The sequence below is a fragment of the Mesorhizobium sp. M0106 genome (assembly GCF_040322715.1).
Taxonomy (GTDB): Bacteria; Pseudomonadota; Alphaproteobacteria; order Rhizobiales; family Rhizobiaceae; genus Mesorhizobium.
The window spans coordinates 22,368-43,547 of sequence record NZ_JAMYUA010000044.1 but is presented as its reverse complement, the minus strand read 5'-3'; the positions used below and the strand labels follow the sequence as shown (position 1 = coordinate 43,547).

Annotated in this window: 22 protein-coding genes; 1 reads left to right on the top strand and 21 read right to left on the bottom strand. The window is 63.3% G+C overall.

Annotated features, from left to right (window positions below; genetic code table 11):
* Nucleotides 1-20: 20 nt before the first annotated feature.
* Both NKJ55_RS29130 and NKJ55_RS29125 read right to left on the bottom strand, forming a co-directional pair.
* Nucleotides 21-1,241, bottom strand: a complete 1,221-nt coding sequence (locus NKJ55_RS29130) for a PIN-like domain-containing protein (protein WP_352452892.1) — start codon at nt 1,239-1,241, stop codon at nt 21-23.
* Between the two features lie 27 nt (nt 1,242-1,268).
* Complete coding sequence (locus NKJ55_RS29125) at nt 1,269-2,093, bottom strand: DNA adenine methylase (protein ID WP_352452891.1); 825 nt, start codon at nt 2,091-2,093, stop codon at nt 1,269-1,271.
* Nucleotides 2,094-2,373: 280 nt separating this feature from the next.
* On the opposite strand from NKJ55_RS29125, the gene NKJ55_RS29120 reads away from it, so the two are divergent.
* Nucleotides 2,374-3,120 (top strand): hypothetical protein, encoded by a 747-nt coding sequence (locus tag NKJ55_RS29120; protein ID WP_352452900.1) that lies wholly within the window; start codon nt 2,374-2,376, stop codon nt 3,118-3,120.
* Between the two features lie 222 nt (nt 3,121-3,342).
* Here the strand turns inward: NKJ55_RS29120 and NKJ55_RS29115 are convergent, their stop codons facing one another.
* The 19 genes from NKJ55_RS29115 to NKJ55_RS29025 all read right to left on the bottom strand — a co-directional run bounded on the left by NKJ55_RS29115 (nt 3,343) and on the right by NKJ55_RS29025 (nt 21,019).
* Nucleotides 3,343-4,083 carry an acyltransferase gene (locus NKJ55_RS29115; protein ID WP_352452890.1) on the bottom strand — a complete coding sequence of 247 codons (741 nt, stop codon included), beginning with the start codon at nt 4,081-4,083 and terminating at the stop codon, nt 3,343-3,345.
* Nucleotides 4,084-4,095: 12 nt separating this feature from the next.
* Nucleotides 4,096-6,633 (bottom strand): SGNH/GDSL hydrolase family protein, encoded by a 2,538-nt coding sequence (locus tag NKJ55_RS29110; protein WP_352452889.1) that lies wholly within the window; start codon nt 6,631-6,633, stop codon nt 4,096-4,098.
* 16 nt (nt 6,634-6,649) lie between these two features.
* The gene (locus tag NKJ55_RS29105) at nt 6,650-7,360 is read right to left on the bottom strand and encodes a hypothetical protein (RefSeq protein ID WP_352452888.1); all 711 of its coding nucleotides are present in this window, start codon (nt 7,358-7,360) and stop codon (nt 6,650-6,652) included.
* Nucleotides 7,361-7,369: 9 nt separating this feature from the next.
* The gene (gene gpJ, locus NKJ55_RS29100) at nt 7,370-10,081 is read right to left on the bottom strand and encodes a TipJ family phage tail tip protein (RefSeq protein WP_352452887.1); all 2,712 of its coding nucleotides are present in this window, start codon (nt 10,079-10,081) and stop codon (nt 7,370-7,372) included.
* Nucleotides 10,078-10,503: an NlpC/P60 family protein gene (locus tag NKJ55_RS29095; protein WP_352452886.1), complete on the bottom strand. Its 426-nt coding sequence runs from the start codon at nt 10,501-10,503 to the stop codon at nt 10,078-10,080. Before NKJ55_RS29095 ends, gpJ begins: the two co-directional genes overlap by 4 nt.
* A complete protein-coding gene (locus tag NKJ55_RS29090; protein WP_352452885.1) occupies nt 10,500-11,018 on the bottom strand; it encodes a DUF1833 family protein in 519 nt (172 codons plus the stop codon). The genes NKJ55_RS29095 and NKJ55_RS29090 overlap by 4 nt, the downstream gene beginning before the upstream one ends.
* Nucleotides 11,015-11,446, bottom strand: a complete 432-nt coding sequence (locus NKJ55_RS29085; protein ID WP_352452884.1) for a hypothetical protein — start codon at nt 11,444-11,446, stop codon at nt 11,015-11,017. Before NKJ55_RS29085 ends, NKJ55_RS29090 begins: the two co-directional genes overlap by 4 nt.
* A complete protein-coding gene (locus tag NKJ55_RS29080) occupies nt 11,443-14,667 on the bottom strand; it encodes a phage tail tip lysozyme (RefSeq protein WP_352452883.1) in 3,225 nt (1,074 codons plus the stop codon). The genes NKJ55_RS29085 and NKJ55_RS29080 overlap by 4 nt, the downstream gene beginning before the upstream one ends.
* Nucleotides 14,664-15,026 (bottom strand): DUF1799 domain-containing protein, encoded by a 363-nt coding sequence (locus tag NKJ55_RS29075; protein ID WP_352452882.1) that lies wholly within the window; start codon nt 15,024-15,026, stop codon nt 14,664-14,666. The genes NKJ55_RS29080 and NKJ55_RS29075 overlap by 4 nt, the downstream gene beginning before the upstream one ends.
* 38 nt (nt 15,027-15,064) lie before the next feature.
* Nucleotides 15,065-15,439: a hypothetical protein gene (locus tag NKJ55_RS29070; RefSeq protein ID WP_352452881.1), complete on the bottom strand. Its 375-nt coding sequence runs from the start codon at nt 15,437-15,439 to the stop codon at nt 15,065-15,067.
* Nucleotides 15,440-15,489: 50 nt separating this feature from the next.
* Nucleotides 15,490-16,416 carry a phage tail tube protein gene (locus NKJ55_RS29065; protein ID WP_352452880.1) on the bottom strand — a complete coding sequence of 309 codons (927 nt, stop codon included), beginning with the start codon at nt 16,414-16,416 and terminating at the stop codon, nt 15,490-15,492.
* A 3-nt stretch (nt 16,417-16,419) separates the two neighbouring features.
* Complete coding sequence (locus tag NKJ55_RS29060; RefSeq protein WP_352452879.1) at nt 16,420-16,599, bottom strand: hypothetical protein; 180 nt, start codon at nt 16,597-16,599, stop codon at nt 16,420-16,422.
* Nucleotide 16,600: 1 nt separating this feature from the next.
* Entirely contained in the window at nt 16,601-17,038 is a 438-nt protein-coding gene (locus NKJ55_RS29055) for a phage tail terminator protein (protein ID WP_352452878.1), read from the bottom strand.
* Nucleotides 17,035-17,619, bottom strand: coding sequence for a phage virion morphogenesis protein (locus NKJ55_RS29050; RefSeq protein WP_352452877.1), 585 nt, complete (start codon nt 17,617-17,619; stop codon nt 17,035-17,037). Before NKJ55_RS29050 ends, NKJ55_RS29055 begins: the two co-directional genes overlap by 4 nt.
* On the bottom strand, nt 17,619-18,050 hold the full coding sequence (locus tag NKJ55_RS29045) for a gp436 family protein (RefSeq protein WP_352452876.1): 432 nt from the start codon (nt 18,048-18,050) through the stop codon (nt 17,619-17,621). The genes NKJ55_RS29050 and NKJ55_RS29045 overlap by 1 nt, the downstream gene beginning before the upstream one ends.
* A 4-nt stretch (nt 18,051-18,054) precedes the next feature.
* Nucleotides 18,055-18,438 (bottom strand): HI1506-related protein, encoded by a 384-nt coding sequence (locus NKJ55_RS29040; protein ID WP_352452875.1) that lies wholly within the window; start codon nt 18,436-18,438, stop codon nt 18,055-18,057.
* 105 nt (nt 18,439-18,543) lie between these two features.
* A complete protein-coding gene (locus tag NKJ55_RS29035; protein ID WP_352452874.1) occupies nt 18,544-19,437 on the bottom strand; it encodes a Mu-like prophage major head subunit gpT family protein in 894 nt (297 codons plus the stop codon).
* An 8-nt stretch (nt 19,438-19,445) separates the two neighbouring features.
* Nucleotides 19,446-19,856, bottom strand: coding sequence for a hypothetical protein (locus NKJ55_RS29030; RefSeq protein ID WP_352452873.1), 411 nt, complete (start codon nt 19,854-19,856; stop codon nt 19,446-19,448).
* Entirely contained in the window at nt 19,856-21,019 is a 1,164-nt protein-coding gene (locus NKJ55_RS29025; RefSeq protein WP_352452872.1) for a phage protease, read from the bottom strand. Before NKJ55_RS29025 ends, NKJ55_RS29030 begins: the two co-directional genes overlap by 1 nt.
* Nucleotides 21,020-21,180: the final 161 nt, after the last annotated feature.

The window sequence follows — 21,180 nt, the reverse complement described above, 5'->3', positions numbered from 1 at the left end:
AGGCGCACCGCCAACGGTTCTTAGGGGTAGTTGATCCGCTCGACCATTTCCTGCCGTTTTCGAAAATAAGACTCAAGACCATCTGCCTCGGCGGCAACCTCTTCCTGGGCGAGGTGATCAACGAGGCTGGCGAACCCTTCCCAATCGGCATCTGGAACATAATGTGGCGCAAGGCTTGACCCCAGCGCGTCTCCAATTCGCGTTCTTATGTCTCGTGCTTCGGATGGTCCATCCGTAAGGGGTGTAAAATTCAGCCGCCTCCTGATCCTAGTGTCCGACTGGCTGACGTTTCGAGCGAGATTGAGAACAGCAATAGGTTCAAGCCCAAGGCTCTCGGCCACAACGAGTACTTTGTTTCGAAGTTCTTGGCGCCGGCGCACCTTTTCGGGTATCCGTACCCTAACTCTCTCCTCTTGCACCCGCTCCATCTCTTGCACGGTCTCCTGAGACACCACATTTTTCGTCCTGGCAGCAACCAGGGCAAGAAATCTCGCGGGCTGATAGGCGTAGAACATCTGATCGGTGGCCGCCGCGAACTCCTGCCGCAATTCAGGCCTTGGGCCGATCTTCTTTCCCATGTGCTCTGCCCACCAATCCTCCTTTTTATCGTCCGTCAGAAAAAGAACTGGCTTGGCAACAGCTTTGGCCTTTTCCTTCATCTCAGCCCAGATCAGGTAGTCGCCAGCCCGACCCTCGTCCTTGTAGCCGGGCGGAATTTTGTTTTGATAGCGACGTTCCGCCTCCTTTAGGCGAGCGTCCAAATCGACTGGCGGATCGCCGACTTTGCCTTCGAAAATCGACGTAACCGCTTCAAATACCGATTGAGCGGCAGGTAACTTCTCGGACGCTGCATCAACCTCCTGCGCAAGTCCCTCAAAGAATTTTCCGATGCTTTCCATCGACGATCCCCTCGGCCAGGGATCGAACCGACTGAGGGCAGCGATAGCTGCATCGACTTCCGATCGCTTCTTTGCAAGTTCCTCTTTCAGCTTTGCGTAGGCGGCGCGGTTGCCGCTGTCCGCAGATCTCCACCCGGCATGAAACTCGCTTGCAACCTGATAGGGGAGCCATAGGCGATCTCCGAACGACTTGAAGGCCGCGAGGATTTCAGCTCGTCGCTCTGGCATGAACCTGAACAGATGCAGAAGGACGTTGGTGTCAGGCACCAACAGTCCGTCTGACCAAATATTCTCGAATTCCTTCTCGCTCGGCTCATAGAAGCCGTGAAACAGCTTTCGCATGGTGTAGTCCCACCTTTTTGGAAGAGACTACATAGCAGATTTTTCAAGCCGGCCATGGATGATCAGCTCCTTCGCCGGCCGGCCCTTGCCACCGGCGACGCTGTAGAACAGTTCGACGTCTTCCATGTCGAACCCCGCAAACGTCTCGCGGATCTCGGGCACATCGTTGATCGACAGGATGAAGCGACCCTTCAGCGTCTGCAGCCTGGCCGCGATCGCTTCGAACTGGTCGCGGCCGAACAGCTCCTTGCCATAGTCGCCCTCGCTGCCGAAGTAGGGCGGGTCGAGGTAGAACAGCGTTTCCGGCCGGTCGTAGCGGTCGATGAAGGCCGACCAGTCGAGCTGCTCGACCACGACGCCGGCTAGGCGGTCGTGCACGTCAGCCAGGAGGGGTTCCAGGGTCGTCAGATTGAAGCCGGCCGACGAGCGCGGGTCGACGCCGAAATTGCGCCCGGCGACCTTGCCGCCGAAGGCCAGGCGCTGGAGGTAGAGGAAGCGGCCGGCGCGCTCCAGATCGGTCAATGTGGCGGGGTCGCTGGCCTTCAGCCGCTCGAACTCGCGGCGTGAGGTGACCTGAAATCGCAACATGTCCATGAACTGTGGATAGTGCCGCTGAAGGATGCGGAACAGATTTGCCACGTCGCCGCTGCGGTCGTTGATGACTTCGGACCGTGGCCGCGATCGACGGCGGAAGAACACGCCGCCCATGCCGACGAAGACTTCGGCATAGATTGCGTGCTGAGCGGCTGCGATCCTCGCCACGAGATGCTCGGCCAGTCGGCGTTTGCCGCCGATGTAGCCTGCCGGCGGCCGGATAGGCTCGATGCTTGTGAATGGGTCTTGAAGGGTCATTTAACGGCTTCCGAGAATCAGTCACCGTCCCGGCGCCCGAAAGGGCCAGGTGCGGCAGTTATCTCTTGATGCTGTCGGGCGGGTCGGACGCCAATCTAGGCCCGCTTCTCGGGAAGCAACCCGAGCACCTGTCTTGCGAAACGAGATTCTACTCCAGCGCGAATCGCTGCCTCAACCCAAATCTCCCGTCGCCCACAATGGAATGACGGACGTCCTTGCAAAGCGCCGCCGCTTGCCGCAAAAATGGGCAGCGGGCGGGCGATCGAGGAGTCATCAATTGATGAATGTCCGATCGCGTACGCACGCTTTCCTTCGCGCAACTCCGCTCCGCTACTATTTTCACCTCATCAAAGGACGGATGGCGGGAGCCCCGCAATCCGATGAAAGCGCGATCTTGTCGCGCCTCGTGGGCCAATGCCCCCGTACTTTTCTGGAATTTGGTTTCCACCCGACAGAGTACAATTGCATCGGCCTCAAGGACTTCAAGGGTCTGCTCGTTGATGGCGATCCTCAGACCGTCCGATTGGCCAGGGCGCTGTTGCCGAGCCGGATCGAGGCGCGCCAGAGCTTCATAACGCTCGACAACATCAAGGGTCTTGGCGCTCACTTCCCGAAGCTCGGCGTGCTCTCTATCGATGTCGATGGAAACGACTATTGGTTTCTGAAGGAGCTCCTACCGGTGAAGCCGGCAGTGATTTCGGTTGAGTACAACGCAAGCTTTGGCCTTAAACCAGTCACCGTGCCCTACGATGGGTCGTTCGACCGGAAGCAGAAACACGAAAGCGGCTGGTATCACGGCGCCTCCATCACCGCGTTAACGCAACTCTGCAAGGGACACGGCTATAAACTCGTTGCTGTCTCGGCCGCTGGCGGTAATGTGTTCTTCCTACCTCACGGTTCGGAGATGCCCGAATTGGATCCTGCCCAAGCCTATCGAGAGAGCACCCTGCGCAACCGCTGGTCAGGCACGAGCGCCAAGGAACAATGGGAGCAGGTGAAGCGCCTGCCGCTGGTCGATGTCACTTGATAAATACGCAGCGAGCAAGATTTTCGACGGTCCTCGTCTGCGATTCACCATTTGTGCAATCCGCAACGACGACCCTCCTTTGGAAATGCCCATCGCAACGTCTGCGAGCCTCGAAGAAATGCGAGAGGAGTTCGCAAAAATCAAAGCGCGAATGCCTCATCTGCATGTAAAGCTCTACGATGGCGACGATCTCATGGATGAGCACTCCGATGCGATGCGGCACTAATTTGGTGCGCGCACCAAAGAATCGGCAGGAACATCGGACCGCACGATAGCTCCCGCCGAAATAATGGCGCGATCGCCGATCGTGACACCCTTCATGATCATCGCTCCGGTTCCGATCCAGACATCATCGCCTATTGTCACTGGAGCCGACCGAATGCCGGGGTCGACCCTTGGGTGTCCCATCGTAAGGATCGCCTTTGTTTGAACGAACCGAGCCGCAGCGTCCATCGGGTGCGAGTTGGTATCGTGAATGACCACATCTTTTGCGACAATCACACCCCTGCCGATTCTGATTCCCACCGGGTCGGAGGACCAAACCGTCGAACCAGCTCCTAAGACAAAAAAGTCCCCGATCTCGATACGGCCTTCATGGGCGAAAATCTGCAAATGCCCATCTAAATGGCAATCTGCCCCGATCTTCACCCGTGATCGGTCGCCATGGATATTGAAAATCTCAGCTCCAGCGCCGAACCTCGTCCGAGGCCCTATGATGGCATTCTCTTTGGCGGCGCCGGTAGCGATCCATGCCAAAATGCGGCGACGAAGAGCTAGGATGGCTGAGAAGATGCGCATTTTTGGATATCTGCCACAAGCTACCGGCGGGTTCCAGACGTATTCATCGACATGAACCGCAAAGAAGTGGAGGGGCTTGGCGTAGAGCCCATCCACAGTGTCTGAAGACCCAAGGGCTACCCATTTCTTGCCGACCAGCAAAGCATCCTCATCTCGGAACGACATCTGAATGTCTTTCTAATTCACGAACATTCCGCGACGGACCATGTCCCGAAGGCTGCCAGCAACGTAAGTGGCATAGCGCAAGGAACCAGCAGCGTTCGGATGAAGCTCATCGGCCATGTACAGCGTCGATGTCATATAGCCCATGCCGCTTTGTGATATGTCGACGTACTTGACACCGAGCGCCTGGCATACTTCGCGCTCAGCCTTCATGAACTGATCCATCGTATTGCCTTGCCCGTTGGTGCGGCCAAGACGATGGGTCGCATGGCCGGGACCGCCGCTGTAAACACCGAATACGATGATCTTGGCGCCTGGTGCCCGAGCACGGATATCGAGAATCGCCTTCCAGATCGAGCCGTAGTGAGTTGCATAGGTGGTGTCGCCAAAGGCACCTAGCGGCGTCTCCTGCGCGCCGAAGGCGTTTGGCCCCGGTTCCAAGGTGACGATCTCGGCATCAGTTGGCATGGTGGCTATCGGAGCCGACATGCCGTAGCTTGGATATGCGGTTGTGCTCAGCCCCAGCGCCGAGCCGCTGACGCCAAGGTTGGTAAGTATCATGCCAGTTTGTCCGGCAAGTAGGGGCGCATAGTACGCGCCGATCGTGATGCTCGATCCGAGCGCGGTCCACTTCTTGCCGACAAGAGCAGCCGAACCGTCGTCATAAGGATCGGCGCCAATATTGGCTCCATCAGCAAGGAGCCCAAGATAGAGGGCGGCATTGGGAACGACCGTCAGGCCAGAGCTCTTACTCCAGGCAGAGGAAGAAAGGTTTTCGGCCGACGCGAAGTTGTTTGCCCCTCCGTTGAGGGTGAAAGAAGACCGCTGAATGTAGAGGCCGGACACCCCGTCGCCGACATAGGGTTGTGTTCCCGTATCTTTGAAAATGCGGTGTTGCCAATTCGAAGACGCCGAAGCAGACGCGGTCGCCTCGACGCGGCACCTAAACCAGCCATTACCAAGAGCGGTGCAGCTTGAGCCGGTGACAGCCGCCCCCGACTGCGCAACTGTCCCTAGCTCCAGATCGAACGTGCAGTCGATCAGCGCAGCACTGTTCGAAAACAGATTTAGGCGCTTTCGTTCGGCCCTCTTGGCAATGACTTCCCAGACAATAAGATCCCCAGCCACGACAGTTTTGGCCTGCCAGGTCGACGGACTTCCCGAAACCCCCGGCTCAACGACCTTTGACGCCGTCATCCGGCCTCTGACGATCACGTCGAGGTCATCGACAATCGGCGGGATAGTGACCAGAACAGGCTGCGCAGGTGCTACCGTGGTCGCCGTGGCAGTGATGCTTTGCTTGGTGAAAGCAGCATTAGTCGGATCGCTGCTCGGGAACAGATTGGTAGTGAATCCCTGTTTGCGAAGAACAATGCTTCGGACATGCAGGCCACTCGCACCGTCCCCCGTATAGGGGAGAGTGCCAGCAGCAGATATTCTGGTCTGCACGTTGTTCGTGACGCCGGTAGCGACTAGGACGACGGCTTTGCACTCGTACCAACCGGAGCCCAGATCGGTGATCGAAGAGCTAACGTAATTTGCGCCCGAGTGGCTTACGACGATGCCTTCATTGAGATCGAAGTTGACTGTATAGGCAGCACCGGCGCCGGCATGGAGAAGTTGAAGGGAACCGCGTTCCGCGGCCCTCGCAATGACGACATGCTCGATCGTATCGCCCACAACGTAGGTGTACGACCGGTAAACCGACGGGCTGACAGATCCGGCAGCTTCGGCGAGCTTGAAGGCCGGGACGCTGAGACCTTCGAGCATCAAGACGGTGTCCTGCTGCAGTGCGATTGCCGACGTCGATGCCTTCATGGCGGTAAGATTGGCGCCAAGGTCGACATAGCCCTGCCGAGCCGCTGTGACTTCGGCCTGCGTCGGGTTGCCTGGCGTGCCGTAGGCGTGGGTGATGACGATGGCATCGACGCCGACGTTGATGGCACCGGTGTTGCGCACCGCATAGACCGTGCCCTGGACCGCGCCGTTGGTCACCGCGAAGGCCGCGCCGAGCAGCTCGGCGCTGGTGTCGAAAGCGGCCGCACGCACCGTCGCACCGGCGGCGACTACGGGATAGGCGCCGTTCTCGGCCGGAGCGGTCTGCCCGGCCAACACCACGAGCTGGCCGGTGGAGACGACGAAGCCGCCAATGTTGGCTCCGTTGACCACACCAGTCGCCAGGGGAATGTTGACCGTCGAGAGAGCCGACACGGCGACGGGCGTCTTGGCGCCGGTGGTGATCAGGGACTCCACATTGTCAATGCGGCTCTCGTGATCTGCGAGCTCGGCCTCGGCGGCCGTCATGCGGGCCGGCAGGTTCGCGGCTTCGAGCGGGGTGAGACGACCGTCGAGGGATGTGTCTGCGGCCGCTCGCGCCGCGCCCTCGGCCGCCAGCGCATCCGCAATCGGCCCGTCGGCCATGATCTGCTCGGCGTGATCGGCCATCGACTGTCGTGCCGTGCGTCGAATTCCGTCGAGTGTCGCATTGCCGATTACCTCGTCCAGCGCGGCAACCAGTGGGATGTCGGTACTATTCATGCCAGTTTCGGCCATTCTCAGTTCCCTCGGTTTAAGGCGCGACGTAGCCGCCGCAGTTGAAGTAAACTTGGGCGCCGGCGGTCACGTTGGCGACGTTCAGCGCCGTGTTGACGCTCGACGACAGCGGCGATCGGAATTCGATATCCAGCCGCCCGCCGGCGGCCTTGAGAAAGCCGCGATAGAGGACAGTCGCGGCGCCATCCTTGACCAGAATTTCGGTGTCGACGGTGGCATGGGCATTTACTGCGGTCAGCCAGGTCATGTGGTTGCGTTGGCCCACCGCCGCTGCCTTCACCGGGACATCTGCGGTCCCGGTCTCGCCACCGGCAGCTGCGGGGTAGCGCCAGGTGGCGGCCGGGTTCAGCGCGGTCAGGTTCTGAGCGATGCGCTGCAGCCGCCCGTTGAGGCCAGACGAGGCGGTATCACTTGCCGGCGGGGCTTCGGTGAGCGAGCCGAGCAGCGCATCGTCGTCGGTCGAAAGCGTCACGCTGAAGCTGTTGGCAGCGGACTTTGCGCCAAGCGTCGACGGCAGCTTGACCGACAGCAGCCGCTTGACCAGCGCGATCAGGGAGAACGTGCCGGCGTCGGACGTGGCGGCCGCATCTCCGGTGCCGCCTAGCGCCTCGTCCATGCCGTCGCGAACGCCATGCATGGGATGGTGCTTGCCGGCGACCAGCTCGCTGTCGATGGCGACCGGGGCACCGGTGGCACTGTCTGTGGTGTTGATCTGGCTGGCGGCCATATTTGTCCTCTAGAGCACGAGCAAAAGGAAGGAATTCGCCGCGAGTGGCGGCACGAAGTCGTCGGGGCCGATGGTCACGGAAACGATGGCCGTCAGGTCGCTCTCCACGCCCGCGAAGCTGACCGCCCAGGCTTGCATCTCGACCTCGTCCCCGAACAGGTACCCGGGCACATCGATCGCGCCCTCTGCTGGCGAGCAAGACAGCGGCGCTTGCCAGACCAATGCACCGGCAAGCCTTGTCTGCAGCTTGAAGGCGGCAACGGCGATCGCGTTCGACGTCCCGGCGGAAATCATGACGGTCAGACCGTTGGCGTCGCCGGTGTCGACCGTGCCGGTTTCGATGCCTGTGAACTTCGGCATCGCCGGTGGGATCAGGGATAGGTCGATCTCGGCGCCCACACGACCGCTCCAAGGTGGCGGCACTTCGGCGTCGGTCAGTTCGTCGATGACCGGGGCCGCCGGCAGCATCGACAGCACCGTCGAATTGTTCTTGCCGCGCGTGATGCCGGCAACGATCAGCGGGATGCTGTCGAGCGTGGCCGGGCCGAAATGAATGATCTCGCCGGCCTTAGGCTTCTCGCCGGTGCCGGTCAGACGCACGGCTGCGCTCTCGCCGGCGACGGTGGCGATGGTCCGCACCACGCTGGTGCCGATCGTGTCGTCGGCATCGAACTGGCGGAAGCGGATGGCGTAGCTCTCGCCGGCGACCATGGTGAAGACGCCGTCGGTCTCGACGTGATCGCCACGCACCGCCTTGACGCGCGCCGAATGCATGGCGCGCTTCAGCACGTCGCGCGAGGCCACGATCAGATCGCCGGTGGTCGCGGTGCGTGCGGTGCCTTGCTGCACCGCCGAGTAGCTGACGGCGCGGTTCATGATCTCGTATTGCCTGCGCCGGGCCTCGCGCCAGATCTCGTCCGGATTTGTCTTGCCGGGCAGCTTCAGCTCCTCGGTGATGTCGATCGGGCCGACATGGCCGGGCCACGGCACCAGGCGCTCGGCCTGCTGATAATCGTTGGTCTCGTCGATGAACGGCACGCGCAGCGCATGGGGCGGCTCGAAATAGGAGGGCGACCAGCGGAATTCGGACGAGTTCCTTGGGTTCACATGGTCGACGACAAGTTCGCGCGGCCGGTCGATGACGACAGTCCATTCGCGGCCGTTCCATTTGACTGCCGCCCGGCCAGCCGCGCCGATCGCCGCCAGCGTCTCGCCCAGCGTGGCTTCGAAATCATGGATGCGGCTGTACTCCAGGCCCTTGGCCACACAGAATTCATGCCAGTCCTCAAACGCTGGCCAATCGATCTGGTCGTCCGGAGTGGGCCGGTACAGGCCGGGACCTCGCAAAGTGAAAAGGGCCAGAGACGCTGGCGATTTTGTGGGCCTGGCAATCCACGTCCCGCTGTCGGCGTCCCAGTCCGGCGCGATCCGCTTGTCGACCGTGTTGAAGGTGTCGAGCGTGCCGTTGAGCTGCGCTGTCGCCTTGATACGTAGCGCCTGCAGCGCGACCGGCTTGCGGAAATTGAACGGGTATTCCGGCCGGAAGCTCTGCAGCACCACCCAGGTGCAATTCAGGACAAATTGCGATCCGTTGCCCGGCTCGACCTCCGAGTCCGTCAGCCGCTCGTATTCGATCTCGTAGGCACCGCGTACGGGGTAATCGATGCGGTCGGCGCGATAAAAACCCACCTTTTTCGTAGCGCGGATGGAGAGATCTGGCAGGTCGGTCCAGGCCACGGTACCGGCCAGCCGATAGCGTCGCTTGAACACCACTTCCACTGAAAACTCCTCGCCCTCATCATCGATCTTGATCAGGCCGGCGGGAAACGACAGGATCGAGATCGACCAGGCGGTATCGCGAGCCGTGAAGCGGCTGACCGGCTTGGCTTCGGACGGCACACCCTTGATTATCTTGCCGTTGTCGTTGTGCTTCAACGGCCGTTCCAGGTCGGTGCCGATGCGCTCCTCGAGCACCTGGTTGGTGTAGAGCGACAGCGGTTCATCGTCGGCATAGCCGAGCCGCGTCTCGATCTGGATCTCGTCGAATTTCGTCAGCAGCGTATCGCCGAGCTTCTCCTCGGAGATTTCCAGCGGCCCGTAACCGTGCAGGAAGACGGCGCGGTCGTAGAGCCAATCGCCAACCACCTCGATATAGGACATCGCCCCGAACGGCGGTGCATAGCGGTGCGTGCCCATGACCATCGGCACCGGCGCGTCGGGCGTGAACTGGTTCTGCCAGCCGGCGATGGCATAGGTCGGCTTTTCCTCCCCCGGGGGTTTGGGCAGCGGCAGCAGCGCGTTGATCAGCAGCCCGCCGAGCGCGGTCAGGCCAACGGTCAGAGCTGTCTTCGCGACGGTGGCCAGCAGTTCCGAGCCAAACAGCGTTGCGCCGGCGGGGAAGAAAAATCCGGCGACGGCGATTGCCGCGACGGAGACCAGGATCTGCAGCACGGACCGAAGCGAGTCTCCACCGGGAACGACGCGGATGACCACATGCACGCTGGCATTGGGCCGCGCCCGGTGCCAGAGCGCGCGCGGCACGACCTGCATGCCGTCACCCTTGACCAGCGCAACACGAGTGCGTTCCAGCACCGGATCGGTCGCGCCAGGTAGCGCCAGCGCCACCATTTCGGCGATCGTCATGCCTTCAGGAAGCGTCAGCTCGATGCGGGCGCGGTCGGGCTGGAATGCGATGGGCGCGGCCGTGACATGGACGCTCATGCGCCCCTCCAGCGATAGATGCCGGTGAGCTTGCCTGCCCACGGCGAGCCGTCGTCGAAGCGCTCGATCTTCGAGCAATCCTGTTCAACCATGTGCATCATCAAGCCCGGCCGCAGGAAAAGCCCGCAATGGGCATCGAGGCGGCCGCGCCGGAACCAGAGAATGTCCAGCACCTGAGGCTCATCGACCTTCAACCACAGCGGCGATAGCGCCTCGCGCGCGACGATCGCCGCGACTTCTCGCTGCTCGGCCGCGCTGGGATAGAGGCCGGCATAGGACGGCAGTGCGGTGCCGGCATGTTCGGCATGGACGAGGCGCACGAAGCCCCAACAATCGCAGCCGATCCAGTCGCGGCCCTTGTCGGCAAAGGGCAGGCCGACGAAGGCCTGTGTCCAGCGAAGGTTGCCCTTGGCTTGGGTCATCTGTGCAGCCCCGGAAAGCGTTCTTTGGTCATGCGGTCGGCCGGAAAGGGCTCCTCCGTGATTGGCTCCATTGAGAATTTCAGGCTGACCTGACCGCTGTCGCCGTCCGCACCGGTCATCAGCAGTCCGATCCACTCGGCCTCGACAGTTTCGGGGCTGGACGCCAGCACGATCGCCATGTGGCAGGTCGCCTGCACGGTGGTTGACGTGAGGATGTCGGCGATGTCGCTGTCGAGGATTTCGAGCACCAGCGAGGCCTGCGCCGGCGCGTCGTCTTCCTCGTCGGGGACGAGGGCGTCGAGCATGACGAAGAGGAACGGCGAACCGTCGTTGGTGCGCCAGGTCGAGCGGGTGCCGTACATCAGCGGCTCGACCGAGATCCTGTCGGCATTGTCGGAGGAGAGCCGCACGGGCGTTTCGAGCAGTGGGTGCTCGATGATGACCAGCACAACCTCCAGCTCGTCGGTCGCGACCTGGTCGATGGCGAGGCGGGCATTGAGCGAGACGCGCCTCATGGCATTATCGCGATGTCGAAGGAGACCCGCCACTGGACGCTGCTCGGCGAGCTCGGCGCGCGTGTGGGCAGCTGCTGGTCGATCAGGCACAGCCAGGTCTCGGCTATCAGGATCGGCGTGCCATCTTCGGTGGTGAACGGCGTGCCGTCATCGGTCAGCAGCGGCAGGCCGTCCGTGTCCCACGCCGGCATCAGGAAAGGCAGCGTGCCTTGCTTGATCTCCTCGTTGTACCAGCGGTCGAAGCGAGCAAGCTGCGCCCTGGTCAGCACGGTCGAGAAGGCAACGGTGTCGGCGACCGCCGAGAAGCGGCGCCGCACATTGGGCGGGCCGGCGTCTTCGGCTCTTCGGGTGCGGCCGTCGCCGCGCGTCACCTGGTAGGGCGCGCGTTCCGGTCTCGGCAGCTCGGGCGGATACCAGACCAGGGTCATCGCCGTTTCACCGGCTGTCTGGCGCCGCGCGAGGCGAGCGTCTTGTTGAAGGAGCTGCCGCGCCGGTTCGCGGCGGCCGTCAGCTTCTCCTCGATGATGATGTCCTCGCGGCGGCCGCCCTTGCCGTCGTCGGTTTCCTCCTCGCGCACACTCACGCCGGCGTAGTCATGATAGTGGCGCTCGATGCGCGCCGGCTGGGCGGACTGCGATGACCAGCCGCCCATTGATGCGGAGCCGGAGCTACCGGCGCCGGGCATGGCATAACCGCCTTCGTAGTAGCCGCGGCCCGACTTGGCTGTCCGTCGCAGGCTGTCCAGGAACGGCACGCCGAGCGCGCGCACGACGGGTGCGTCCATGACGTACTCCTGCTCATGGACCAAGCCCGCGACCCTGCGCGGGTCGTTGCCGCCGGTCGCGCCGCCCACATCGTAGAGGCCGGCGGTGCCCGACTGGATCGCCGACCAGGCTGCCGGCGACCTGAAGAAGCCGCTGATCATAGACCAGATGCCGGAAAAGCCGGACAGTCCGCCGCCGGCAGGCGCCGCCGGGAATTGGCTGAGCGCGTTGCCGAGCTGGCCAAGCCCGCCGCCAAAGGTGCCGAGGTCCTTCGTTGCCGCAGTGGCCGTGCCCTGAAACTGCGCCAGCGCGTCTTGCGAGGCGGTCAGTCGCTTTTGCCAGAGCGCTATGTTTTCCGGATTGGCCTGCGACCAGCCCTCGGCCCGCTCGAAGCCGGCGAATGCCCCGGTCGCGGTGCGAACGTCGGTCGAGCCTAGCAGCCGCTTCAGCACGCCGCTCTCCGGCCCCTGCAGCTCCTTCCAGATGTAATCGAGCTGGCCACCAACACCCGGCACCCTGCCGCCATTGGCCGACAGCAATCCCGTCAGCCTGGAGCCCAGCCATTGCGGCAGGCCGGTGGCGCCGCCATTCGGGTTGACGGCATTGGGGTTGAGCCCGCTCTCAGCAGTCAGGTTGCCCATGATGCCGGCGATCTGGTGCGACTGAAGACCCTTACCGGCGAAGAAGTTCCAGATCTGGGCGCCGATGCCGCTCTGCGACGTGGCCGACGCTGCCGCGCCGCCGGTCGCGCTGTTGTCATTGGCCCCCGAAAGCAGGCGGGTGATGGCCCCCAGCGGCCCGCCGGTACCGCCGTTGACGCCAAGCCCGCCATTGACGTTGACGACGCCGGCGCTGACCGTCATGGCGCCGACCGATTGCCCGCCATTTACCGCCTCTGGCGCCGCCCCGCCGAGCAGCGTGCCGAGGAAACCGGGCAGCCCGCCGATGCTGTCGAGCGTCGGCAGGCCCTTGTCATAGAGGGCGTTGGCCAGTGGGTTCTTGATGGCGAGCTGGGTCAGCTGCTTCAACACATCGTCTGCCACACCCTTCAGCACGCTGTCTATGTCGGCAAAGCCGCCCGTGGCGCTGTCGACGATGCTGCCGATCGCGTCGACGCCTGTTTCGCGCACGTCCTCCCAAATCTGCTTTTGCTGCTTCAGCAGCTCGTTCATGCGGATCATTGCCGCCGCTTCGGAATTGAGATCGACCGCGAGCCCGGCGCCTTTCAGCCGATCGGCAACCGTTGCCTCGATCGGCGAGCGGCCGAGCTGGTCGCGCTCGAACTGGAGGTCGCGTGCCAGATTGGCCCGCGCGGCCGCCTCTGCCATCCGGCCGTACTCGGCCGCCTTTTCCTTGATGCGCTGGATCTCGGCTTCGTCGACGGCGACATTGTTGCGGGCAGCTTCCTCGCGGACCTGCGAGGTCAACTCGAATTCCATGCGCAACCGAGCAGTCTCACCGGCCGTCCTGCCGATCAGGCTGATGTCCAGCTGCTGGGCGGCAAGCGTCTGGTCGAGCGAGCGGAAGCGCTCTTTCTGCGCATCCGAAAGGCTCTTTGTCGCACTTGCCAAGGCAAGCTTGCCGGCGATGTCGATCCGATCGGCACGGGCGACATCGCTTTCGCCCCTGATGTATTGGGCAGCGGCTTCGGCCCGCGCGGCTGCGGCTTTCTCGGCGGGCGATATCGCCAACAAGGCCTGGAGCTGCGCCGCAGCGGCTGCCCGACGCTGAGCGATGCCAGCTTGATCGGCCGCTGGATCGATCCTGATGCTGGCGAACGGGTCGGTTCCCATCCGCCGCCGGCGTTCAAGCTCCTCCCGGCCGTATTGCTGCGCCCGATCCAGCGCACCAGGCCCACCAACCGAACCGCGATTAATGTCCTTGATGATCTCGTCGGATTTCTGGAGTTGCTTGGCGGCCTCGGCAGCGGCCGCGACGATGCCAAGGATCTTGTCTCCCGTCGTCTGCAGGCCCGGATTGTTGGCCACGACGGCGGCGATGCTGTCTTCGAACTGCCGGTAATTCGGCACGCCGCGCTCGATCTGGCTGTTCAGAATGCTGATCGCGGCGCTGAACTCCTGGAACTCCGGCTTTGCGGCAAAGTAAGTCTCGCGGCCGCGCCCGATCGTGAATGGCGAGCCGAGCTGGTTCTGAACGTCCTTCGAAGCGGCTTCGAGAGAACGCTGGAGATCTGCGATGTCGCGCCTGGCTGCCGCTTCGGCCGCAACGACGGACTTCTTGCCAAAATCTTCCGCCTTGATGCCGGCCAGCCCATAGGCATTTCCCAAGTCGGTGATCGATTTCAGTTGCGCCTTGAGCGCTTCATCGAGCGATTTTGTCGCCTCGCGCGACAGGATCGAATAGGCAACAAAGGCCGCGCCGGCCACACCGACACCGGTGGCTATCAGCCCGACCGGGCCGGCAAAGCTGATGAAGGATGCCGCTGTCGACAGCAGGGAAGCCCTGATCGCGGCAAGCGAGCCGCGCAGGCCCTTCGGGCCGCTTTCCAGCGCGTCGTAGATCTGGCCGGCCTGCGAGGCGAAGATCTGCATGGGCGACGCGCCGAGCGCGAACATCGTGACGACATCGTTGCCCTGGCGCGACAGATTGAGCAGTTGCGAGGAGGTCAACCGGGCCGAGTTCGCCACCGAGGACAGGCTGGCGGCCGCCGCCATGCCCTGCCGGCGCTGCGCCGCCTCCTGGCCGGTCAGCGCCTCCGTAACCCGGCGGGCGGCGGCGACGGCCTGGTCGTTCGCGGCGACCTGGGCCGTCGCGGATTGGCTCGCGGTGACGCCGATCGCTCGGACAGCTGCGTTTGCCTCCTCGGCCGCCGCTTTGGCGCCTGCAGCGTCGCCGCTGATGATGAGGGCGAGGTTGAGGCTCACTCGCGCACCTCGTTCATGACCTCGCGCGCGGCGATCTCCATGTCGCGCAAATCATCGAGCAGCTGGGCGGCCGGATAGCGCTTCTTGTCACGCTTCGGCCGGGCCCGCAGCAGCACGTCGGCCGCCGCATAGTCGATGCCCAGCCAGTAGAGCAGGCCGGCCATGCCGCGCGCGACGACGCGCCACTGTGTCTCGCAGCCGAGAAACAGCAGCACTGCCGGCATGTTGATGTCCCACACTTCGAACACGTCGCTCTCTTCGTCTGTCGGATCGGGCAGGTTCTCGGGCGGGACGCCCAATGCCTCGGCATCCTGCCGCGCCTGGTCGTCGGGCCGCGTGGGGCGTGTCGGGTCGGTCAAGCCTTCCCGTGCCAGCGCCCAGGCGCGCGCGGCCTCTGTCAGTTTCCCTTTCGCGCCGCCGGGCTGGCGAGCGAGTTGGCGTACGCGCTATAGAGCCCGACCCGATACCAGGTCTGCTGCAGCGCCTGGCGAAACACCTCTTCGGAATACTCGACGGGGTTCCTTTCCTCGTCGACCACGTCGCGCCAGCCGCGACTTGCCTTAATCAGCAGGTCGTGCTCGCGCGCCTTCTTTTCTTCCGGGGTGGCCAGCGCCTCGATCTCCTTGCCGAGCGCGATGGCCTCGTCCTCGTCGACGCCGACGAACTGATGCGTGTAGCTCATGATCTTCCACTTGCCCGGATTTTCCGGGTCGGGAAGCTCGATCTTGACCGGCCACCAGTAGACATATTCCTTGACGAGAACGAATTTCATGGGGCACTTTCCTAAGGTTTGAAGGGCGATTGAAGCGGCGTTGAAACCGCCTATTTGACTGTGATTTTCAGCTCTTTGGTGCCGAGGCTGGTCAGCATCAGCGGCACCGAATAGTTGCGGATGTTGTCGCTCTGGCCCTCGGTGGGCCGGCCGATCTGGACGGCGTCGCTGTCGATCGCCACGGTGTTGCCGGCCACCGTGCCATGGGTCAGCGCCAGGGCGCCCTTAGTGTGGGCTCGTGCGATCGCGAACCAATCCTTGGTCGCCAGAGACTGCGCCTTGACGACAGCGGTGCCGGTGACCGCGCGATCGGTGATCTCGATGCTCTCTTCACCGATCAGATGACGCGGCACGACTTGCGACCCGGTGTCGATGTTGAGGCTCTCGGCAATCGCGGTCCAGCCATGCAACGACATGACCGTGTTGGCCTTAGAGACAACCAGCGGGTCGATCCACATCGTCTTGGTGACGACCGGCAACGCCTCGTCAGCGATGGTGCCGAGCAGGCCCTTCATTGAGAATTGGAAGCGCGGAATGCGCTTCGGCGTGAAGCCGAGCGAGACGCTGCCGCGCATGCCGAGCAGCACATGTTTGACTCCGTCCGAATTGTAGTAGAGCGAGCTGCTTTCGAAGGCGTCGTGGATCAGATCATACTGAACGTCGACGCCGGCCGAGACCACCTGGGCAAAGCCGCAGGAGCGCAGCAACGGTCCGAAAGCCGGCGCCGTGCCGGCGACACCCGCACCGGCAATCTCGACCGAGAAATTGAACTGGCCGTAATCGCCGGTCAGAAACACGCCCTGATGACCGAGGAAAGGCTGCATCAGATTGCGCGCCTCTTCATCGCCAGCGAGCGGAGTGAAGGCGGCGTCGCTGAGCTGGATGTAGTTTGCAGCTCCAGTCGGCACGGGATCGGTGCCGTAAACAGCTTCAGGCTTGATGAGTGCGGAAAGCTTCTTCCAGCGGCGGATCGGCATGGTCTATTTCCCCTTCCTGAGCGCGCCGGTGTCGGCCGCCGATTGTTCGTCCGTGCCGGCCGGTACAGGCTCGGCTTCGCTGCCGGGCGGCGGTGCGGGCTCGGTACCCTCGACCCGCTCCAGCGTCCCGTCCTTGCCCCGGATGTAGCTGCCGCCTTCGAGCGGCCTTTCGATCTGCGCCATGTCAGGTTTTCTCCACGAGGTAGTAGCCGACGCCGAACAGCTCGCGCTGCCAGACGTGGCCGTTCTTGGCTTTGAGAAGGTTCGACGAGATGTGCTCGACAACGTCGGCATTGTTCACGCTCGCCGGTTCGAAGCCGATCAAGGCGCCGCGCACCGCGTCCTTAAGCATTTCGATGTCATCGGCAGCGGCCCCGCCTGTACCGTCCGAGACGTTGCGGGTGACGATGATGACGGCGACATCGGCCTCTGTGCGCTGAAGCACCGGCCCCGTCATGCGCGTGTTCTCGCCGCTTTGCTCTTCCTCGATCAGGACGAAGGCCGCCGGCGTCGTCTTAGGCTCGCCATTGAGCGACGCCCAGGCGGCCGCGCCCGCTACGACGCGGAACACCGGCGGGTCGATATCGCGCAGGCGCTGCTGGATTTCGGCGGACAGCGTCATGGCTGCGCTCCGCCGCCGGCCTCGGCGCGGAAGGCGTCCTCGGCAATGCGCAGGATTTCGGCCTGGTCCTCTTCGTCGACATAGAGATAGGGCCGCGCCGGGATGGTTATCGAGTGCGCGCCGATCGAGACGCGAACGGTTTCCTTACGCTTCCGCGACGCCTTGACGAAGCGCCGGCCGCGATTGGTCTTGCCAAAGTGCAAATCCTGATCGCGCGCCGGGATCTTCACCGTGCCGCCGAGCTGCTGGACGGCGGCATAGAGCAGGTTGGTCCCGACCGCCGCTTCGGTGTCGGTCGCTTCGCCTGTGATCGAACTGTAGAGCCGGTTGGTGACGCGCAGCATGTGGCCGTAGCCGCGCTGGCTGCGGCCGATGCGCTTGGCGGCCGTGCGCGGGCTGAGCCTTTGCCACTTGCCGGCCGGGCCGGTCTCGCGCTCGAAATGACGCTGGGTCGACGTAACCAGGTACGCGGCGATCGCCGACATGATCGCGCTCGGATGTTCGGCCAGGCGCTCGATGCGATCGAGCGTCGCCAGCACGGCCTGGTCGACGAGGCGGATCTGGATGCCTTCGGTCGCCATCAGTAGCCCCGCAGCGTGTCGCGGCGGAAGACGCGCGTCGACGGATTGGCGCGGATGGCGCCGCCGCCCGCCTGTTCCGGCGTCTCGCCCTGATCGTCGATTGAGACCAGACCTTTCGAAACGTCTTTCAGCCAGGAAAGCGCGGTAGCGAAGTTGCGCGAGACGATGCTGTCCTTGTCGGCAGCTTCGCCATGCAGATAGTAGCGCGCGAGATCCGCCGCGACCTTGGTCAGCACCGGCGGCACAACAGAGAGCGGCAGGGTGAACTGCTTGCCGATATAGCCGTCAATGACGCCGTCAGCGTCCGCCAGGGCGCGGCCGACTACGACATCGTCGATCGTGCTCGGCGGCATGTTCGTCCGGTCCGTGAGCTGGATCAGCTCAGTGTCGCCGAAGCGGTCGACCAGGTCCTGTTTGACGGCGTAGGTCACGCGCTCAGACCAGCTCCACCACGAGCATGGTTTCGGCGAAGATCAGTTCGAGCTGATCAGGCGAGGTGAAGCTTTCGAGCAGGTGATCGGCCGGCGTCCTGGAGTGTGCCATGCCCCCGCGCCGAAAGCCTTCCACCTTCGACGTGATGCGCAACGTGGTCGGCTCCGGACGGCCGCTCGCCTGCCATGTGTCCAATGCGGCCGAGAGGCTCGGGTATTTTGCGACGAATTCCGCCTTCGCCGTGTCGAGGCGCTTTTCAAGCTCGTCGATCGACATCCCCGTCGCATCGATCAAACCAGCAAATGCGGAGCCGGCCGCATTGCCGGCTCCGCCCTGGTCTTCGCTCTCGGGGGGCATGCTGGTGGTCTTGGAAGTCTTGGAAGCCATCGTTCAATCCTCGTTTTCGGACCTTTGAAAAGGAGCCGTCCTGGCTGCTTTTTAAAAACCCCGCCGGTGACGAGACCGGCGGGGTTTCTGAAATGGGCGGGCCGATCAGGCCAGCCAGGGAACCATGAGGAGTTCGGCGGTCCCGGCCCACTTGTTGGTCTCGCCGCCATTGACGAGCTGCGACGACACGATCGCCTTTCCGGCTCCTTCGAGCGACGGAGGCACAACCAAGAGGTCGGGCACGAGCCCGAGCGGTTGGCCATAATCCGCCTTGAAGCTGGCGATCGCCGCCCTCGCGATTTCGTAATTGGCCGCAGTCAGGGGCTGTTTGGACCCCCAACCCAGCTGCCAAAGTCCGTAACCTGCGTTCGCGCGGCCATCGACGCCGTAGAGGAATTTCTTCTGGTTGAAGACGTTGTCGTCGGACGGCTTGTCCTTGGAGACGAAGTCGAAGGGCTTGCGCTCCTGATAGATGATCGGCTTGAGCGCCCGCTTGGTGCAGAGCAAGTACCAGGGGGTGCCGGCACCGCCATCCGTGTTCGCGACCGACGCCGTCGTGCCATCCGCCTGGATCACGGGATGGTCGGTGTCGAAGAAGAACTGCCCGTCATAGCAGCTCGTATTGAAGCCAGCCTTCAACAGTGGCCAAACCAGTGTATCGGGGAAGTTGCCGACGTTCTCGCCCAACATCTGGAACAGCGGCCCGTACGTGCCGAGCGTGTCGTCGTCCATGTCGTCACGATCGACGCCGACCGTCTCTTCGAATGACCGGTTCTTGATCTCGTAGTCGTACTCGGAAAGGTTCTGGACGAGACGATCGCCGATCCATTCGCGGATGCCGGGGATGTTCGCCAGCCAACCGTATTTTTCGGAGCGGCTGGACGAAGTCACTTTCATCGCGACGCGAGACTGCTGCGACGCAGCAGTGCCGAGGCCGGCCTGGAAGGTGGTCTTAAAACCGACGCGGAGGGCGTCGAGACTTGCGGAATTGATCTTCATGGTGGCCCCTAGTTGAACTTGACCCAGACGCCGGCGGCGTCCACGTCGTGAATTTTCCCGGCCGGCGAACGGGTTGTCCCGCCGTTGGTCTTGGCGACGGTCTGATCGTCGACGCCGTAGCAAGTGGCGCCGATGTCGCTTCGAGTGATCAGATCGGCCGCAGCGGAGTTGGCGAAGAGGTAGATGCCCCGGCCGACGCGGACATTGATGGCTGCGTCCGCGCCGGCCGAGTTGTCGGCGTCCTTCTCAGCTCGGCCGAGCCCGACCATGCCGACTGCGGTGATCATCGGCACGGCGAGGCCGGCGGCGTTGATCGCCACCATCCCGCCGGCGTAGATCTTCGTCGCGCCCTTGACCGGAGGCTCGGAGATGTCGCCGGAGCGCTCCAGCGTGTTGCGACCTTTGGTGAGCGCGGCCATCAGCGTGCCTCCTGTTCAGCGGCAATCGTCTTGCGGTAGTCGGCCGGCGCGATGCCCAGCGCCGTGCAGACGGCGAGCTGGGCTTCGTCGAGCGTCTCACCGGCACCGGTCTCGCGTTTCTTGTCGGCGAGCTGCGGCTTGGTCAGCACCGGCGCGTTGCCAACGAACGTCTGGAATGCAGACAGATCCTTCTTGGCGTAGTCGGTCGCCCACTCCTTGAGTGACGGCGCTACCTTGCCGGCCTCGATTGCGCTGTTGACGGCTTCGGTGACCTTGTCGCCCAGCACGTCTTCCTGGAGCTTCTTGAGATCGGTCTGAAGCGCTGTGACCTGGGCGATTGGCACGAACTGGGCCGGGTCCGGCGATACGCGCTTCACTGCCGACTGGACGGCCGTAACGATCTCTTCGGACTTAGCCGTTGCCGCCAGACCGGCGGCCTCGGCGAACCTGACGCGGTCGGCGACGATCGAATTGACCGCCGCCAGGATCTCGTCCGGCTTGGCCGTTTCCGTAAGCCCGGCCGCCTTGGCGATTGCCGTGCTGCTGGTCAGCAGCGCATTGATGGCGGCAATGACGCCGGCATCAGTCGTGCCCGTGGCAAGGCCAAGGGCAACAAGGATCTTGTCCATGCTTTCTCCGTTCTGTTCAGTTTCGGGGTGGAGCAGTGCACTCGCAGCGACCGCGACCAGGTCGAGGTTTGGAGTGTTCGTCAGCCCGGCCATGCGGATGAGCAGCACCCGGCCGGAGGTCTTTTCGTGCAGGAAGACCGGCGAGAGGTAGCGGTACTCTTTGGCCCTAATCGCCGTAGCCGCCTTTTCGGTCCATTCGACCCGGCCATAGATGCCGTCGTCCTGAACCTTGAGCTCCTTGATCCAGCCAGCTGCCGGCGCCTTGCCGCCGACGCCAGGCACGGCGCCGTAGACGGCCTGGTGATCGTAGTCGATGGCAAGGTCAGTCGACCCGGCATAGGTCCGGGTGTTGGCGACGATCTTTTCCATCGAAGTCTTGTCGCCAGTCACCCAGGGGCCGAGGCCGTTGCGCCCCGAGAAAGTCCCGGCAGGGGTGAGCTGCACCCACGCACCATCGGCATCCGCTGCGCTGAGCGCAGTCGAATGCATGGCGACCACGGCGGCCGAAAGGAGAGAAGCAAGGGCGGATTTCATCGCCGGACATTGGCCCGGCCGAAGCTGTCAAATCATGCCCGCCGTGGCGGGCGGTGGTCGATACTCGGGGGATCGAACCGACGGCGCGTGAATGAGCATGGTCCGCCGCCGAATTCGCACCGGAACGGTAGCCGACAGGCGGCCAACCGACAAGCTCCCAA

What these genes read in the sequence shown, in the direction of transcription:
- NKJ55_RS29065 (WP_352452880.1), bottom strand. Translation starts at nt 16,416, where the DNA reads ATGCCGATCCGCCGCTGGAAGAAGCTTTCCGCACTCATCAAGCCTGAA.
- NKJ55_RS29090 (WP_352452885.1), bottom strand. Translation starts at nt 11,018, where the DNA reads ATGAGGCGCGTCTCGCTCAATGCCCGCCTCGCCATCGACCAGGTCGCG.
- NKJ55_RS29070 (WP_352452881.1), bottom strand. Translation starts at nt 15,439, where the DNA reads ATGAAATTCGTTCTCGTCAAGGAATATGTCTACTGGTGGCCGGTCAAG.
- NKJ55_RS29040 (WP_352452875.1), bottom strand. Translation starts at nt 18,438, where the DNA reads ATGGCTTCCAAGACTTCCAAGACCACCAGCATGCCCCCCGAGAGCGAA.
- NKJ55_RS29130 (WP_352452892.1), bottom strand. Translation starts at nt 1,241, where the DNA reads ATGCGAAAGCTGTTTCACGGCTTCTATGAGCCGAGCGAGAAGGAATTC.
- NKJ55_RS29125 (WP_352452891.1), bottom strand. Translation starts at nt 2,093, where the DNA reads ATGACCCTTCAAGACCCATTCACAAGCATCGAGCCTATCCGGCCGCCG.
- NKJ55_RS29115 (WP_352452890.1), bottom strand. Translation starts at nt 4,083, where the DNA reads ATGTCGTTCCGAGATGAGGATGCTTTGCTGGTCGGCAAGAAATGGGTA.
- NKJ55_RS29105 (WP_352452888.1), bottom strand. Translation starts at nt 7,360, where the DNA reads ATGGCCGCCAGCCAGATCAACACCACAGACAGTGCCACCGGTGCCCCG.
- NKJ55_RS29055 (WP_352452878.1), bottom strand. Translation starts at nt 17,038, where the DNA reads ATGACGCTGTCCGCCGAAATCCAGCAGCGCCTGCGCGATATCGACCCG.
- NKJ55_RS29050 (WP_352452877.1), bottom strand. Translation starts at nt 17,619, where the DNA reads ATGGCGACCGAAGGCATCCAGATCCGCCTCGTCGACCAGGCCGTGCTG.
- NKJ55_RS29035 (WP_352452874.1), bottom strand. Translation starts at nt 19,437, where the DNA reads ATGAAGATCAATTCCGCAAGTCTCGACGCCCTCCGCGTCGGTTTTAAG.
- NKJ55_RS29025 (WP_352452872.1), bottom strand. Translation starts at nt 21,019, where the DNA reads ATGAAATCCGCCCTTGCTTCTCTCCTTTCGGCCGCCGTGGTCGCCATG.
- NKJ55_RS29110 (WP_352452889.1), bottom strand. Translation starts at nt 6,633, where the DNA reads ATGGCCGAAACTGGCATGAATAGTACCGACATCCCACTGGTTGCCGCG.
- NKJ55_RS29120 (WP_352452900.1), top strand. Translation starts at nt 2,374, where the DNA reads ATGAATGTCCGATCGCGTACGCACGCTTTCCTTCGCGCAACTCCGCTC.
- NKJ55_RS29060 (WP_352452879.1), bottom strand. Translation starts at nt 16,599, where the DNA reads ATGGCGCAGATCGAAAGGCCGCTCGAAGGCGGCAGCTACATCCGGGGC.
- gpJ (WP_352452887.1), bottom strand. Translation starts at nt 10,081, where the DNA reads ATGAGCGTCCATGTCACGGCCGCGCCCATCGCATTCCAGCCCGACCGC.
- NKJ55_RS29095 (WP_352452886.1), bottom strand. Translation starts at nt 10,503, where the DNA reads ATGACCCAAGCCAAGGGCAACCTTCGCTGGACACAGGCCTTCGTCGGC.
- NKJ55_RS29030 (WP_352452873.1), bottom strand. Translation starts at nt 19,856, where the DNA reads ATGGCCGCGCTCACCAAAGGTCGCAACACGCTGGAGCGCTCCGGCGAC.
- NKJ55_RS29085 (WP_352452884.1), bottom strand. Translation starts at nt 11,446, where the DNA reads ATGACCCTGGTCTGGTATCCGCCCGAGCTGCCGAGACCGGAACGCGCG.